Source organism: Bacillus sp. FJAT-52991, from assembly GCF_037201805.1.
Lineage (GTDB): Bacteria > Bacillota > Bacilli > Bacillales > Domibacillaceae > Bacillus_CE > Bacillus_CE kandeliae.
The window spans coordinates 2,176,586-2,192,068 of record NZ_CP147404.1; the positions used below are offsets into that span (position 1 = coordinate 2,176,586).

The 15,483-nt window shown below is 39.3% G+C and carries 17 protein-coding genes; all 17 read right to left on the minus strand.

The annotated features are described in order from the left end of the window. The 17 genes from WDJ61_RS11125 to prsW all read right to left on the minus strand — a co-directional run bounded on the left by WDJ61_RS11125 (nt 1) and on the right by prsW (nt 15,393). On the minus strand, nt 1-801 hold the full coding sequence (locus WDJ61_RS11125) for a heptaprenyl diphosphate synthase component 1 (RefSeq protein WP_338749691.1): 801 nt from the start codon (nt 799-801) through the stop codon (nt 1-3). Nucleotides 802-1,065: 264 nt separating this feature from the next. Then, nucleotides 1,066-1,296, minus strand: a complete 231-nt coding sequence (mtrB, locus tag WDJ61_RS11130) for a trp RNA-binding attenuation protein MtrB (RefSeq protein ID WP_094835406.1) — start codon at nt 1,294-1,296, stop codon at nt 1,066-1,068. Between the two features lie 22 nt (nt 1,297-1,318). After that, a complete protein-coding gene (folE, locus tag WDJ61_RS11135; protein WP_338749695.1) occupies nt 1,319-1,885 on the minus strand; it encodes a GTP cyclohydrolase I FolE in 567 nt (188 codons plus the stop codon). 149 nt (nt 1,886-2,034) lie between these two features. Further along, entirely contained in the window at nt 2,035-2,361 is a 327-nt protein-coding gene (locus WDJ61_RS11140) for an HU family DNA-binding protein (RefSeq protein ID WP_413789098.1), read from the minus strand. A 213-nt stretch (nt 2,362-2,574) separates the two neighbouring features. Continuing rightward, entirely contained in the window at nt 2,575-4,053 is a 1,479-nt protein-coding gene (gene spoIVA / locus WDJ61_RS11145) for a stage IV sporulation protein A (RefSeq protein ID WP_338749699.1), read from the minus strand. A 152-nt stretch (nt 4,054-4,205) separates the two neighbouring features. After that, a complete protein-coding gene (locus WDJ61_RS11150; RefSeq protein ID WP_338749701.1) occupies nt 4,206-4,913 on the minus strand; it encodes a hypothetical protein in 708 nt (235 codons plus the stop codon). A gap of 14 nt (nt 4,914-4,927) precedes the next feature. Beyond that, complete coding sequence (locus WDJ61_RS11155; protein WP_338749703.1) at nt 4,928-5,131, minus strand: DUF2768 domain-containing protein; 204 nt, start codon at nt 5,129-5,131, stop codon at nt 4,928-4,930. A 265-nt stretch (nt 5,132-5,396) separates the two neighbouring features. Continuing rightward, on the minus strand, nt 5,397-6,452 hold the full coding sequence (locus WDJ61_RS11160; protein ID WP_338749705.1) for an NAD(P)H-dependent glycerol-3-phosphate dehydrogenase: 1,056 nt from the start codon (nt 6,450-6,452) through the stop codon (nt 5,397-5,399). Nucleotides 6,453-6,473: 21 nt separating this feature from the next. After that, nucleotides 6,474-7,784 carry a ribosome biogenesis GTPase Der gene (gene der / locus WDJ61_RS11165; protein WP_338749707.1) on the minus strand — a complete coding sequence of 437 codons (1,311 nt, stop codon included), beginning with the start codon at nt 7,782-7,784 and terminating at the stop codon, nt 6,474-6,476. A gap of 195 nt (nt 7,785-7,979) precedes the next feature. Then, nucleotides 7,980-9,035: a type 2 isopentenyl-diphosphate Delta-isomerase gene (gene fni, locus WDJ61_RS11170; protein ID WP_338749709.1), complete on the minus strand. Its 1,056-nt coding sequence runs from the start codon at nt 9,033-9,035 to the stop codon at nt 7,980-7,982. A gap of 40 nt (nt 9,036-9,075) precedes the next feature. Continuing rightward, a complete protein-coding gene (gene rpsA / locus WDJ61_RS11175; protein ID WP_338749711.1) occupies nt 9,076-10,224 on the minus strand; it encodes a 30S ribosomal protein S1 in 1,149 nt (382 codons plus the stop codon). Nucleotides 10,225-10,323: 99 nt separating this feature from the next. Next, on the minus strand, nt 10,324-10,908 hold the full coding sequence (locus WDJ61_RS11180; protein ID WP_338749713.1) for a lysophospholipid acyltransferase family protein: 585 nt from the start codon (nt 10,906-10,908) through the stop codon (nt 10,324-10,326). Continuing rightward, complete coding sequence (cmk, locus tag WDJ61_RS11185) at nt 10,905-11,582, minus strand: (d)CMP kinase (RefSeq protein ID WP_338749715.1); 678 nt, start codon at nt 11,580-11,582, stop codon at nt 10,905-10,907. Before cmk ends, WDJ61_RS11180 begins: the two co-directional genes overlap by 4 nt. 87 nt (nt 11,583-11,669) lie before the next feature. Continuing rightward, a complete protein-coding gene (locus WDJ61_RS11190; protein ID WP_338749717.1) occupies nt 11,670-12,338 on the minus strand; it encodes a flagellar brake protein in 669 nt (222 codons plus the stop codon). Nucleotides 12,339-12,457: 119 nt separating this feature from the next. Continuing rightward, a complete protein-coding gene (gene ypeB, locus WDJ61_RS11195) occupies nt 12,458-13,807 on the minus strand; it encodes a germination protein YpeB (protein ID WP_338749719.1) in 1,350 nt (449 codons plus the stop codon). Nucleotides 13,808-13,822: 15 nt separating this feature from the next. Further along, nucleotides 13,823-14,611: a spore cortex-lytic enzyme gene (sleB, locus tag WDJ61_RS11200; RefSeq protein WP_338749721.1), complete on the minus strand. Its 789-nt coding sequence runs from the start codon at nt 14,609-14,611 to the stop codon at nt 13,823-13,825. Between the two features lie 98 nt (nt 14,612-14,709). Then, the gene (prsW, locus tag WDJ61_RS11205) at nt 14,710-15,393 is read right to left on the minus strand and encodes a glutamic-type intramembrane protease PrsW (RefSeq protein WP_338749723.1); all 684 of its coding nucleotides are present in this window, start codon (nt 15,391-15,393) and stop codon (nt 14,710-14,712) included. Between the last annotated feature and the right edge of the window lie 90 nt (nt 15,394-15,483).

The following is a 15,483-nucleotide window of genomic DNA, read 5'->3' on the forward strand; positions in this document are numbered from 1 at the left end:
TTACCCTTCTTCCACGTAAGTTTTATTTCCAAAAAATTCAGCTGACATTTTTTCGAAAAGATGAAGGATCGGTTCATGAACGAACCCTGCGCTCAACATTTGTTCGACAGCTGTTCTTGCTTTCATGATATACTCCTCACAAATGTCAAAAAGACTTTGTTGCTGTTCCATTGAAAGCGCTCCTTCTACTTCAGGAAACCTCACCTGTTTAAGAGAATCCATGATAATTACTTTTTCGCCTGAAAGAAAGGCTTCCTTTTCTTTCAACAATCTTTTTACGAACAACAAGTGCGAAACCCCTGAAAAAAGATGTTGAACATTGAAGAATCGATAAAACCTCTCGACAATTTCGGTCTCTATTTTATAAACGCTATCCATGATCGCTTCGACGGAATATCGCTCGTTTTGATATAAGGCAATTTTATTTTCATTAATACTTTTTACTGCATCTGCAAGTGTTCGAATCATATGAACATCATTCAAATCAGCGAGAATTTGATAATATAAACCACTGAAATAATCACCAGCTAATACGGTTAGCTGTTGTTCTTTCAGAATATCACTTGAAGAAGCTGTCACTTTTTCATGGGTATCAAGAGCGATTTGAATCAGCGTGGCAGTGGTAATATATTGTTTTGTTTCAGAGGTTGACAAGCATTCTATATTAAACGGAAACATTAATATCATCAGACGGGTTTCGTCAATATCCGGCTTATCTATATACTTTCGCAAATAAGGGTACGAAAGTTTATATTGCACCTCTTGTTCAATTAATGATTTTTGTTCTAGCCATTCATTCATCGTCTTAACCCCTTAATCCCGTTTCTTTTTATTATGTATCATTGTCATTTCATCATGTTATAAAACAAGCAACATTATATCACATTTACTTACTAAATACGAACGGATGTCAGTAAATTAAACAGATAAAAGTTGCTTTTATAAATAAAAAAGAGCCAACCTTCTCCACCGTCTTATATAGCATGAATACTAGGAGGAACACTATATGTTGACGTTGATAGAGAAGCTCGGCACTACAACGGATGGCCTCCTGCTTATCCTGATTTATTCTTTCACACTTCCACTTTCCATTTGTCCAAAACTTGTCACAATTTCCGCTTTGCCACGAACTTTAATGGCGGAAGTATGCTCTGTGAATTGCGCGACCATCACTTCGCCTCGGTCTAGCTTTTCCGAGTGATGAAAGCGAGTATCTGACCCTCTTGTTAATCCGATAACATTTACACCATCTTCAAGCGCACGAATCATGATGTAGTCAGCTTGATTTAACTTCATGCTTCATCATCCCTTCCTTTTCTTAACCTTTGATTAGTTGAAGCAATTCAGAACGAGCATGTACATCATCCGCATACTTCCCTCTTGCAGCTGTCGTGATCGTTTTAGAACCAGGCTTTTTCACGCCTCGCATCGCCATACACATATGCTCCGCCTCAACCACAACCATCACACCATGCGGCTCCAGCTTCTCCATAATCGCATCAGCGACCTCAGAGGTAATACGTTCCTGTAATTGCGGACGTCTCGCTACCGTTTCCACCGCACGAGCTAACTTGCTTAACCCTGTCACTTTTCCATTCTTCGGAAAATAAGCTACATGAGCGTGACCAAAGAAAGGCACAAGATGATGTTCACACATCGAATAAAAAGGGATATCTTTAACTAAGACCAATTCTTCATAGTCTTCGCCGAAAACCGTTTCAAAGTATTCTTTCGGATCTTGATTTAAACCTGAAAAGACCTCTTCATACATCTTTGCTACCCGCTTCGGCGTATCTAAAAGTCCTTCACGATTCGGATCTTCCCCTACTGCTTCTAATATTAATCTAACTGCTTCCTCAATTTGAGCGCGATTTACCTCAGCCATATCTATACAACCCTCTCCATCAACGTTAAATAAAATGTTACTCTATATACTATAACAATATAAATATTAGCACAACGCAACAACCACATCAAAGAGAAGTAAAAAAGGAGACCTTTTTGAGGTCTCCGGTTAGCCACTAGGCTATGTAATTATTTTACTGCATCTTTCAATGCTTTACCTGGTTTAAACGCAGGTACTTTGCTAGCAGCGATTTCAATTTCCTCACCTGTTTGAGGGTTACGTCCTTTACGAGCAGAACGCTCACGCACTTCAAAGTTACCGAAACCGATTAATTGAATTTTATCGCCGTTTGCTAACGTGTTTTGGATGGCATCAAAGACGGCGTCAACCGCTTTAGTAGCATCTTTTTTAGAAAGTTCAGCTGCTTCTGCAACTTGATTAATTAAATCTGTTTTATTCATGCCATTCACCTCCTCCCAAGAGGGTATCAACGAAAGTTTTGTATTTAAATCCATTACTTTCATTAGTAAGCTATTTTTTCTAATTCTATACATAAAACTAAAAAAAAGCTATTGAATCAATGTTTCTGCATTAATTCTGTTAAAAGATTATCACATAAGAAATGGCTTATCAAGCAGAATCCCTTAAGTTTTAACCATTCTTTCATCTTTGTTAAAAAAACACAAAACAGACCCTCCTTTAGTAGAGAGTCTGGGGTATCAGTATACTTATAAAATAATAGCAATCATCCCTCCTGAACCTTCATTAATGATTCGTTCTAACGTTTCTTTCAGTTTATATCTTGCATTTTCCGGCATTAAAGCTAATTTTCCTTGAATCCCTTCACGGACAATGGAACTTAAATTTCGACCAAATATATCTGAATTCCAAATGGATAATGGATCGTCTTCAAAATCTTGCATTAAATAACGAACGAGCTCTTCACTTTGTTTTTCAGTCCCAATAATTGGAGCGAACTCTGACTCCACATCTACCTTAATCATATGAATAGATGGTGCCACTGCTTTTAAACGAACCCCAAAGCGAGATCCTTGACGAATGATTTCTGGCTCATCAAGACTCATATCTTCAAGAGAAGGAGCGGCAACTCCATAACCCGTCTGTTTCACCATTCTTAAAGCATCAGACACTTGATCATATTCCCTTTTGGCATTAGCAAAATCTTGCATAAGTTCAAGCAAATGATCCTTCCCGCGTATATCAACTCCCACTATTTCTTTTAACACTTGGTCATATAGTGCATCAGGAGCAAATAAATCAATTTCTGCGACCCCTTGCCCCATATCCATCCCTGCTAACCCTGCATTTTCAATAAACTCATAGTCATCGAATTGCTGAACAATGCGATCGACATCCCGAAGCCGCTTAATATCCTGCACCGTTTCTTTAATCGCCTCTTGATAATGTCCTCTAAGCCAATGATTATCTTTTAACACCATGACCCAACCTGGTAAGTTCACATTCACTTCATGAACAGGGAATTCAAACAGCGCTTCTTTCAGCACATTAATCACATCTGTTTCTCTCATACTTTCTACTGACATCGAGAGAACTGGAATATCATATTTTTCTATTAAGCTGTCTCGTAAACTGTCTGTTTCTGGATGAAATGGCCTAGCGGAGTTGACGATCATAATAAAAGGCTTCCCAACTTCCTTTAATTCTGCTATGATTCTTTCTTCTGCATCAAGATAATTCTCTCTAGGAATTTCTCCTACAGTACCATCTGTTGTGATCACTACACCAATCGTGGAATGCTCCTGAATCACTTTGCGAGTGCCTATTTCTGCCGCTTCATGAAACGGGATCGGCTCTTCAAACCAAGGAGTATGAATCATTCTCGGTCCATTTTCATCCTCATATCCTTTAGCCTCTGGAATGACATACCCGACACAATCGACGAGACGAATATTGACATCCAAACCGTCATCCACCTTAATAGAAATCGCTTGGTTTGGAACAAATTTCGGTTCAGTTGTCATAATTGTTTTGCCGGCTGCACTTTGCGGTAGTTCGTCGAGTGCACGAGCTCGTTCTGCTTCATTTTCTATTTTTGGAAGTACAACTTGCTCCATAAATTTCTTGATGAATGTCGATTTACCTGTTCGAACAGCCCCTACAACACCTAAATAAATATCTCCTCCTGTCCGTTCAGCTATATCTTTAAAAACATCTGTTTTTTCCAATTGATTCCCTCCCTGCTTTATTGCTTACGCTTTCTATTAGCCCGTTTCTCATACATTAAATTGTATGATGTTGTCCCTCTTTTATATGCCTGAAAATCATAGGCAGAAAAAAAGAGACTCCAATATGCTAACTGGAGACTCTTTTCTATCTGTTATTTCGCCATAAACACAGGCTCCTTGTTTTCATCTACGGTATAAGGAAGGGAAAAACCCGGAGCGATTAAAGAATCCTTGTAAAGCAAAGGACGAATGTCCTCTCCTGGTTTCGGCTTCTCTTTAGATTTCTGTAGCACGGCATACAAATCACTACTATAATCCACAAAAACTTGACCATCACCGGTAATAACTAACGGTAAATTGTTATTGGAATAAGGACTAACCACATAAGGCTCTTCTTCATAGCCGAGCTCATCATATTTTAATGAATACACATTCGGAGCTATTTCTTTATGATATGGTGGATACTTTTGAGCTTTAATACGCAGTTGAAGCTCACGAATTTGCTCAGCCATTCTTAAATCAATGAGTTTAACTGTTGGATTTTCCTCTACTTCTACTAGAATATATTGAAATATTCCTCCCGATTCAAAGGCATTCCCAGGCGGTTCTGCCATAAATTGTGGTGATATTTTATTAAAATCAATCGGATATTTTTCATACAGCGGTGTATCGGCCTCTTTGTTTTTAATCGGTAACAGTCCATCATTTTGCTCTTTATATTGATTCACTGCTGTTTGCACAGATTGTACTTGATCTTCATACGGCACCTGATTAGCTGCCATTTGATCCTCCGGAAACATACAGCCGCTCATAATAGAAGAAACGAGAATTAATAAAACGATCATTGAACATTTTTTCATTAGCTACTTTCCCCCTAAGCTCCTGTTGGACCACTAAATACAATATAAACCATAATCACTCCACCAATAATTAAACAAGCATACGCAAAGATGGCAGAGATCAGTTTAAAAAAACCATTTTTGATTTTATAGCGACTTAAATAAATCGTCATGACGGCTAGAATCATAAGTCCCATACCGGCAAAAGAAATCCACATATTTAACATTGCTGGCGACATCTTACATTACCCCTTTCAGTTATCGACCTGATTATATCATAACATTTACCTAAATTGGGCCGTGAACATACTGAAACCCTCTTTCATCAGGCTTGTCCATTTTTAAAAATAGGCATATAAGCTCATTATCTTTCACTTTTTCAAAAAAAAAAGCTGAAGCAGACTGGTTCGCTGCCTCAGCTGATTCGACCGCTATCTCTTGATATAGCTGGCTTTCTCATCATATTATATGGAATGCTTCTTACTTTTGACTCAGCGAATGTCCCTATATTTCATCATATTGACGATCTTCATATACATTCACTAAACCTTCCATCTCATTTGTTTTCATACGAGCCATTAATCCATCAACGGCTGATTTCGGGTCACACTCTTCAAATAATATGCCATAGAGTGCTTCCGTGATCGGCATGTCCACCCCATATTTCACCGATAATTGCCGAGCCGCTTTGGTCGTCCGAACCCCTTCAACAACCATGCCCATATCGGCCAACACTTCTTCTAGTTTTTTCCCTTGACCAAGCATGTTTCCTGCTCTCCAATTACGGGAATGAACACTAGTGCAAGTCACAATTAAATCGCCAATACCCGTAAGTCCCGAAAAAGTCAGCGGTTTTGCTCCCATTTTTGTTCCTAATCGGGCAATTTCGGCTAAACCTCGCGTAATTAAAGCCGCTTTCGCATTGTCACCATAACCTAGACCATCAGAAATTCCAGCAGCTAAAGCGATAATATTTTTTAATGCTCCGCCAATTTCCACTCCAACCATGTCAGAATTGGTATACACACGGAAATGTTGATTCATAAAGATATCTTGAACTCTTCCTGCTGCCTCCATATCTTTAGAGGAAACGGTCACCGTTGTTGGATGGCGCAAACTCACTTCTTCTGCATGGCTAGGGCCAGATAGAATGACAACCGCTTGATAAAGCTCTTTCGGCATCTCTTCTTCAATCATTTCAGAGATGCGCAAAAGCGTATCCGGTTCAATCCCTTTGCTAACGTGAACAATGGTCAACGGTTCTTTTTGATGGTCTTGAATGGACCGAAGTACCTCACGAATTGCTTTTGTTGGTACTGCCAAAACAATCAAATCAATCCCATCAAGAACTTCCTCCATGGAATGGTAGCCAACAATGTTTTTCGGAAGATTAATATTAGGCAAATATTGATGATTCGTATGTTGCTCATTTATTTCTTGAATACGTACTTGATTATGAGCCCATAGGCGAACTTCATGGCCATTATCAGCAAGCACAAGAGCTAAAGCCGTTCCCCAGCTTCCAGCTCCAATAACAGCTATTTGTTCTTTTTTCTTCATGTTTTATTCACCAGCTTTTCATTATTTTCGAGCACGCGAAAGAATTCGAATCGGTGTTCCTTCAAAGCCGAACGCCTCACGAATTCGATTTTGCAAGAAACGTTCATAAGAAAAGTGCATCAGCTCTGGTTCATTAACAAAAACAACAAAAGTAGGCGGCTTGATAGCTACTTGTGTCGCATAATAAATTCTTAATCGTTTTCCTTTATCTGACGGCGTAGGATTCATCGCTACAGCATCCATGATCACATCATTTAGCACGCTAGATTGTACACGCATCGCGTGATTTTCACTCGCTTGATTAATCATTGGCAATAACGTATGGACCCGTTTTTTTGTCTTAGCCGATAAGAAGACGATGGGAGCATAATCTAAGAACAAGAAATGACTGCGAATACTTTGTTCAAATTCCTTCATCGTTTTCTCATCTTTCTCAATCGCATCCCACTTATTGACGACAATGATCACCGCACGACCAGCTTCATGGGCATAGCCGGCAATATGTTTATCCTGCTCTCTAATACCTTCTTCCACATTGATGACGACTAAAACAACATCCGATCGTTCAATCGCTCTCAATGCGCGCAGGACGCTATATTTTTCTGTCGTTTCGTATACTTTTCCTTTTTTCCTCATGCCTGCTGTGTCAATAATGACATATTCTTGGCCATCATACATATATGGAGAATCCGTTGCATCCCTCGTCGTTCCAGCAACATCACTAACAATGACTCGTTCTTCCCCTAATAAGGCATTTACTAAAGAGGACTTTCCTACATTTGGACGACCAATTAAAGAAAATTTAATGACATCCGGATCATAGTCCTCTTCATCGGCACTTGGAAAATGCGCGATAACGGCATCTAACATATCTCCTAAGCCTATTCCGTGCGCACCGGAGATAGGAAATGGCTCACCAAAGCCCAAAGAATAAAAATCATAAATTTGACTGCGCATTTCTGGATTATCTACTTTATTGACTGCGAGAATGACTGGCTTTTTAGAGCGGTATAAAATTTTAGCAACTTCTTCATCAGCTGAAGTCACCCCTTCTCTTCCACTTGCTAAAAAGATGATTACATCCGCTTCTTCAATCGCAATTTCTGCCTGCTGGCGAATTTGCTCTAAAAACGGTTCATCTCCTAAATCAATTCCACCGGTATCAATAAGGTTAAATTCATGATTTAACCATTCTCCTGAACTATAGATTCGATCTCTCGTTACACCAGGAATATCCTCGACGATTGAAATTCTTTCGCCGACAATTCGGTTGAAAATGGTTGATTTCCCTACATTCGGGCGCCCTACAATAGCGACTACTGGTTTCACCATTTCATTCATCCTTTCCACACTTGCATTCTATTTTGATTATCATCATTATGGTCTATGTCCGTATAAATAAAACCCTTCTGATGTAGAAGGGTTTTCTGAACTTATCCATTCTATCAATATTCTCCTTAGCAAGCAACCAAAACCATGAAAGAGTTCTTGCTTAAAGATTCGAGTTTTTAGGCACTGAGTTTGATTTTATGATCTTCGACTCAAATGAGCCGGCTCAAACCCTCGCACATCTAACCAATGATATGTATCTCCTTTAATAACCACCGGTACGCGATGCAACTCTTCTATTGATGTAGTCCCCAGAGCGCACATCATCATTTTTAAGTCCTCATGAAGCTCTGTAATTTCTGTTAGTAACGAGTCAAAGCCTTCCTGCAGCAAGATTTTTAGCAAAAATCCAGCCATCCCAACCGCATCAGCTCCGAGTATAAGCGCTTTTAACACATCTAAGCTATGCTGTATGCCACCGGAAGCGATCACATGTAAATGTTTTGGCGCTGTTTGTCTCGCCTCTACAATTGATGCAGCCGTAGAAATTCCCCAGCTATTAAAATAGGTAAGGGCTTTGTTTCTGCGAGCATTTTCAATAGCAGCAAAATTAGTTCCACCAAAACCACCCACATCAACAGCGGCTAACGGTGTAGCAGATAATTGATTAACGGCTTCCTTGCTTAAGCCAAATCCTGTTTCCTTCACAATCACAGGTACGGGCAATGACTCTGCCATTATCTGAATTCGCTCATAAGCTCCCGAAAAATCACGATCCCCTTCAGGCATCGCGAGTTCTTGTATCACATTTAAATGAATTTGGAGCGCATCCGCTTCAAGCATCTCCACAGCAGCTTTTGCTTGTTCAACCGTCGCTTCACTGCCAATATTAGCCCAGATGATTCCTTTCGGGTTCATTTGACGAACGACACGAAAGGTTTGTCTTTCAACAGGGTTTTTAATAGCAGACATTTGTGACCCTACTGCCATAGCCAATCCTAACTCTCTTGCTGCTATAGCGAGGCTTTCGTTAATCTTTTCTGTTTCTCTGCCTCCGCCACCAGTCATCGCATTGATAAAAATTGGCGAACTTAAAGTAAGTTCGCCAATTTTAGTTTGAATTGAGAGATCATTCAAAGCGATGTTTGGAAGACTTTGGTGAACGATATTGATATCATCAAAACCCGTCGCGCGGCTTTGACCTGTAGAGAGTGCATGTTGAATGTGTTCTCGCTTTCTTTGTTCCCTAGTCACAACTCATCACCGTTTTCTCATTCAAATAGTCTTACTTAATTTAATTGTTATTTTTTAAACCTTTTAATTTATCTCCAATCATTTCTCCAAGTTGGAAGCCTGTGCTTTCTTCAGGCATTTCGTAAGAATCTACTTCCTGCTCAGCTTCTGCTTCTTCGAATTGCTTCATGCTTAAAGATAAACGATTTTCTTCTTCATTCACATCAAGAACTTTTACTGTGACTTCTTGGCCTTCTTGCAGCACCTCATGCGGTGTGCCGATATGTTTGTTAGAGATTTGTGAAATGTGAACAAGGCCTTCTACACCTGGGAATACTTCAACAAATGCTCCATACGATACGAGGCGCTTTACTTTTCCAGTTAATTCAGATCCGATTGGCGCTTTATCCGCAATATTCGTCCATGGTCCAGGCAATGTTTCTTTAATCGATAAAGAAATTCTTTCACTGTCTCGATCAACAGACAATACTTTGACTTTCACTTCTTGCCCTTCTTTAATGACATCAGAAGGCTTATCTACATGTTCGTGCGATAGTTGAGAGATATGAACAAGTCCATCTACGCCACCAATATCGACAAAAGCCCCAAAATCAGTGAGTCGTTGCACTTTACCGTCTAACACATCACCCGTTTGAATTTCTGAAAGGATTTTCTTCTTATTTTCTGATTTCATTAAATCAAGAACCGCGCGATGAGATAAAATAAGTCGGTTTTTCTCTTGTTCTAATTCCACGATTTTCAAACTTAATGTTTTACCTTTATAATCTTCAAAATCTTCTACGTAATGATCTTCCACTAATGAAGCTGGGATAAAGCCGCGAATGCCAAGGTCAACAACAAGTCCACCCTTCACTACTTCTTTAATTTCAGCTTCAAACACTTCACCAGTTTCAAAACGCTTGTTCATTTCTTCCCATGCTTTATCAGCATCCGCTTTGCGTTTAGAAAGAACATAAAGATCGTCTTCTTCTTTTGTTACGAGCAGTTCAAGCTTGTCGCCCTCATTCACCACATCCGTAGCTTTTTCTACATGAAGGCTGGATAGTTCACTGATTGGGATGATACCGTCTTTTTTGCTTCCTTCAATTTCAACTTGCACTTGCTTCTCTTCCACTTTCACCACTGTCGCTTGGACTTTGTCGCCTACTGCATAGTTGTTCACTTCTACTTGGTTCATATCCTCTGTCATATGTACTCCTCCTTAATACGAAACTGCTAACATTTAGTTAAATAAATATTCTTTCTATTAACTTCTAACAATTGCAGCCATTTGTCAAGCAAGAAGCTTTTATTTATGACTGTCATGCAGGTGACGGATGTGACTCATAATGATTTCGGTTACTTCTTCCACACCCGCTTTTTTACTACGAAGTTCTGACATATCAATCGGTGGACCATAGACGACTTTCAGCTTACGAAAAGGTTTATACGGACCTACAATGGCACATGGAACAACATACGCATCTGTACGAAGAGCAAAGAAACCAGCGCCAGCTAACCCTTTACCAACCTCTCCTGTTTTTGATCGCGTACCTTCAGGAAAGAGCCCCAATACTTTTCCCTCTTTCAAAAAATTTAATCCCTTTCGTAAAGCTTCTCTGTCACTCATCCCCCTTTTCACCGGAAACGCCTGTAAATTAGAGATCACTTTTCCGAGGATTGGAACGTTAAATAACTCTTCCTTAGCCATAAATGACACCGGCCTTGGAGCTGTAATTCCAACGACAGGAGGGTCTAAATTATCAATATGATTCGAACAAAGAAGCACGCCACCGTCCTTTGGGAAATGTTCTCTCCCACGAACTTCGATTCGATACAGCGGCATCAAGATCGTTTTCACGACCGTCTTAGCAATCGAATAAAAGGTTGTCATTTTCCCTTCTCCTCTTTTACTACCGCCATAATTTTTTCTACAACATCGTCAATCGTCAAAGATGTCGTATCCAGCTCAGTCGCATCATCAGCTTTCTTTAATGGAGCAGCCGCTCTTTCTGAATCAATTTGATCACGAAGAGCAATCTCTTCTTTTAATTTCTCTAAATCTGAAGGAATTCCTTTCGAAATATTCTCATTATATCTTCTTTTTGCTCGTTCTTCCGTACTTGCCTTTAGAAAAATTTTAACTTCCGCATTCGGCAACACATGGGTGCCGATATCGCGTCCATCCATGACAACTCCACCATCTTTAGCAAACGCTTGCTGACGTTTCACCATTTCTTCTCGCACTAACGGATGTTTAGCAACGAAAGAAACCGTATTCGTTACTTCGTTTGTTCTAATATCATTTGTCACATCGTGTTCGTCAACAAACACTTGTTGGCCGCTCTCTCCAGGCTTTAAAACGATCTCTAACTGATGAAGCAACTGTAGTAAATCGTGTTCGTTTTCGGGGGCGACCTGTTGTTGTAAAGCTTTATAAGTAAGTGCTCTATACATCGCACCAGTATCGATATAAATATATGATAATTTCTCAGCAATTATTTTAGCCACTGTGCTTTTTCCGGCAGCAGCTGGTCCATCGATGGCAATTTGAATTCGTTTCGTCATTATTTCACCTTCTAATTAATTTATCTTTTTATTTTATCATACGATGAAAAGATATTCTTCAAAAAAAAACTCGTTAAAGGCGAGCCTTTACACGAGTCCTTTTCTTTTCAGAATAATTTGACGTTCAAAGCAAAAACGCATCAATAATTGCTGTTCTACTCGAGAAACATCATGTATTTGAAAAGAGGCGATGGTTCGATTGCTTTTGTCTTCCTCATGTACCCTTACCACTTGACCTGTTACATCAAAATAATGATAATCTCCTGATTGAAATGGGATCGAAAGAAATACTTTTCCTTGGTCACCTTCCTTGACACTCATTCCAATAGGAACAGGGATGGAAAATCCACCAGCGCTCAAATCAATCGTTGCCACAACAAAAGGTGGTTGACCTTCTAAATGAAGAGCAACATCTACAGCCGTAGATACACGTACATATTTACGACGCTGAATCCGCTTATATTGGTCTACACCAGGATCTTGTAAAATTAACAGCGGAACCGACTGCTTCACTCGACCGATGACCTTTGTACTAAATAGATAGACAGCAGAGGACGCTGTCGGGTCAATAAATTCCGACATCAACTCTGTATCGTCCATTAATAATACAGTACGATTTGACTTTATATTCACGGGATAATTAATAAACACTTGACCATCTTTCACATCTGCTACCTTGCAACGATACACTTCTTTTTCTTCTTCATCTGATCCATCTAATGGCTCAAGCATTAAATCCATTCCTACTTTAAGCATTCAAACCCCTCACCCTAATTTCTGACTGCCCATAGTCCATTTTTACTATAATGGGTATAATCCAAATTATAGATGGTGATTTCTGAAAATGCAATGTAAGAATCTTTTTATAACATCATTTACAATACGTTATCATAGACAGGTTCCGCGTTACGTAATTTTTCAACCTGTTCTTCTTGCCCATCTTTCGCATTAATTAAAACTCTGTACGTGTCTTCTCCAAGCGTGCCAAAAAATTCGTAACAAAGAACTTCTTGATTTAATTCATTTTGAATAATAGCTAACCGTTTTTCTTCCACTTTCACTTTTGGATTAATCAAGCTTTGGGCTTTTTGTTCCGATATAGCTGGTTTAGCTATTTTTCTTTCGTGATGGTTTTCTAAATATTCATTAGCTGTGACTCCGATAATTTGTCCGTTATCTAGTGCTACCTTCACTTTAACAGCATCCGGATAAATTCTCACGCCATCTTGCTTTCCAACGAAAGTAAATACTCCTATATGATCATATTGTGTACTGTCATCAAGTTCTAGATCTGTGAATTGATGATTCTTTAAAAAAGCAACAGCTTTGTTGTTTGCTTCATTTAAACCAATCGTTGGCTGCTTAATCTCTCTGTTGATGATAAACCAAATCGGGTGCCCCCCTTCTCTCGTTAAATCAATACTTGCCTCCTCCCCATTTCCACCTTTCATATTGACACTATAGAAAGCGAAATCAGAGCCTTTTCCACTTTTCGTTACTTTTACTTGTTCCGCATTATCAATTTTCGTAAATTCTTTTGCTTTTTTAACCGCTTCCTCCTTAGAAATCGGTGCTTCCTTCAGGTCTTTTAAGCGGTTATTGTTCAGCTGATCCGCTTGACCAGGTAGGCTACTGACATTGGCTTCGCTAAAGCCTTCTGCTTTTTTCTCTACCGTTTTAAAGCCATCAATAATCGTGTTATCTCCTCCTTCTTTTTCGGTCGCAAGCGCAAGCTCCACATCCATCCAACGCAAATTGTTTTCTAGCGCCATATTTTGTACTTTTCTTAACTCATTTTGAATATCTGCTGACTGCTTATATAAATTCTTTAAATGATTGTATTCTTGATCCGTTAATGGCTCCTTCTCTAAATCTCTTACTGCTGCTTTATAACTGAAGTTACCGATATTGCCTAGAAACTCTTCTGTTTTATTAAAAGGCAATAACGTAAGTGGCAATTGTCCGACATTACTATGTGCTTCTGAAGTTAATCGCCACACATCCGCTAAAGCAGGTGATAAGGAGTGTCGCGTATTCATCGCTAGCGTCGCTCCAATTTGGTCATGAATTTTGTCGACTCCGTAAGTTAAGTCATGGAACGCTCGCTGATAACTGTTTTCTGCATTAATTAATACAGCATTTTTCTCACGATGCTCTTGATAGCCCCAAAGACCTGTCCCGACCGCTACTAATGATAGAAAAACAATCGCTAGTACTCGCAACATAACTACTTCCCTCCTTTATTTACAGAAAATATGTTTACCGATTTGTTTAATTTGTGGGCGTGACCAAATCCAACCACTCGTTGCTGTGTCTGGATTAAAATAATATAAAGCATCGCCAGTGGGATCCCACCCATTAATCGCATCAATTACCGCCCGCTTAGATGTTTCATTTGGCGTCAGCCAAATTTGTCCATCTGCGACCGCTGTAAAAGCTCTTGGCTCAAAAATAACCCCTGATACTGTGTTAGGAAAACTTTGACTAGCCACTCGATTTAAAATAACGGCAGCTACCGCCACTTGCCCTTCATATGGCTCTCCACGTGCTTCTCCGTGAACCGCATTGGCCATTAAACGAATATCATTTTGCGAAAAACCACCTGGTACACTCGTTGCTGTTGCTTTTTGATTAGAGGATTTTGATTTTTTTCCATAAGTAGTAGCAGATTTCCCATTTCTAATCTGATTTTTTACATAACTCTCATCATATTTAGATGCTTTGACAAGTTTATTTTTCGTCGTTCCACCTACAAAACCATCAACGGGTAATCCAAATGCCTCTTGAAAGTTTCTCACTGCCCAATACGTTCCCCATCCATAGACACCATCGATTTTGCCCTTATAATAGCCCACGTATTGAAGTCTGGACTGCAACTCTATGACATCGTCTCCAGATGCACCTTTTTGAATGACTTGTCCTGAAAAGGCGGATGTATGTAGCGGTGAAATGGATAGCTGACCGATCACCAGGCTAAGCAGTATAGCAAAAGCAACTACTATTTTTTTGACTCTTGCACCAATTCTCATTTTTTTACCCTCCACATGAAGTATGATGTGTATTCGTAGTTTTCGCTGTCGACTTTTTTTTATTCAGTAAAGCCAATAAAAAAAGAAGCCCTTTTTTATTAAGAGCTTCTTTCCCGAAATAACCCGCGATGATGTTGTTCTGTTAAAATATGTGCTTGCTTTACTTTTCTTAAAGCAAACCACCATAAAAAAAACATAAAAGGAACAATGTAATAGATCCAAATGGTTTCTAAATATAAAATATAATCAAAAAATCCGTGGAGCAAAAACGGAACTAGAAAGGCTAGGAGCAAGTATGTTTTCTCTCTTCCATCGCGGTTAAACTTCGCCTTCCCTAAATAGAAACCCATCACTACCCCAAACAAAGCATGACTTGATACAGGTAGAAGCGCCCTTAAAAAAGCGTGTTCCACACCGTGAGCGAATAAATAAAGAATATTTTCAATCGTAGCAAAGCCAAGAGAAACACTCGTCGCATATACAATACCATCATACGGCTCGTCAAAATCGACATGTTGATAGATTAAATAAAATAAAATAAACCACTTAACAAATTCTTCAAGGAAGCCAACCGTGAAAAGCGCCTCAATCATGCTCGAAAATGTAATTCCTTCCTCTGCTAAAACGTATTGAATGAACATCGTTGGAAATGTCAATAACGCTCCGTAAATAAAGGCTTTAGCTACGGAAGTGACGGGCTCTGTTTCATATTTATCTCGAAGATAAAAATAACATAATAGCGCAAGCCCTGGTGCAATACCTGCCGAAAAGATTGCCAGCATCCATCTGTCCTCTTTTCTTTCTGTTTTCTTCATCGTATCATTAATAAAAGAGATTGAGAATACAAAATTTGCAAAAGTATTGGGAGGTTT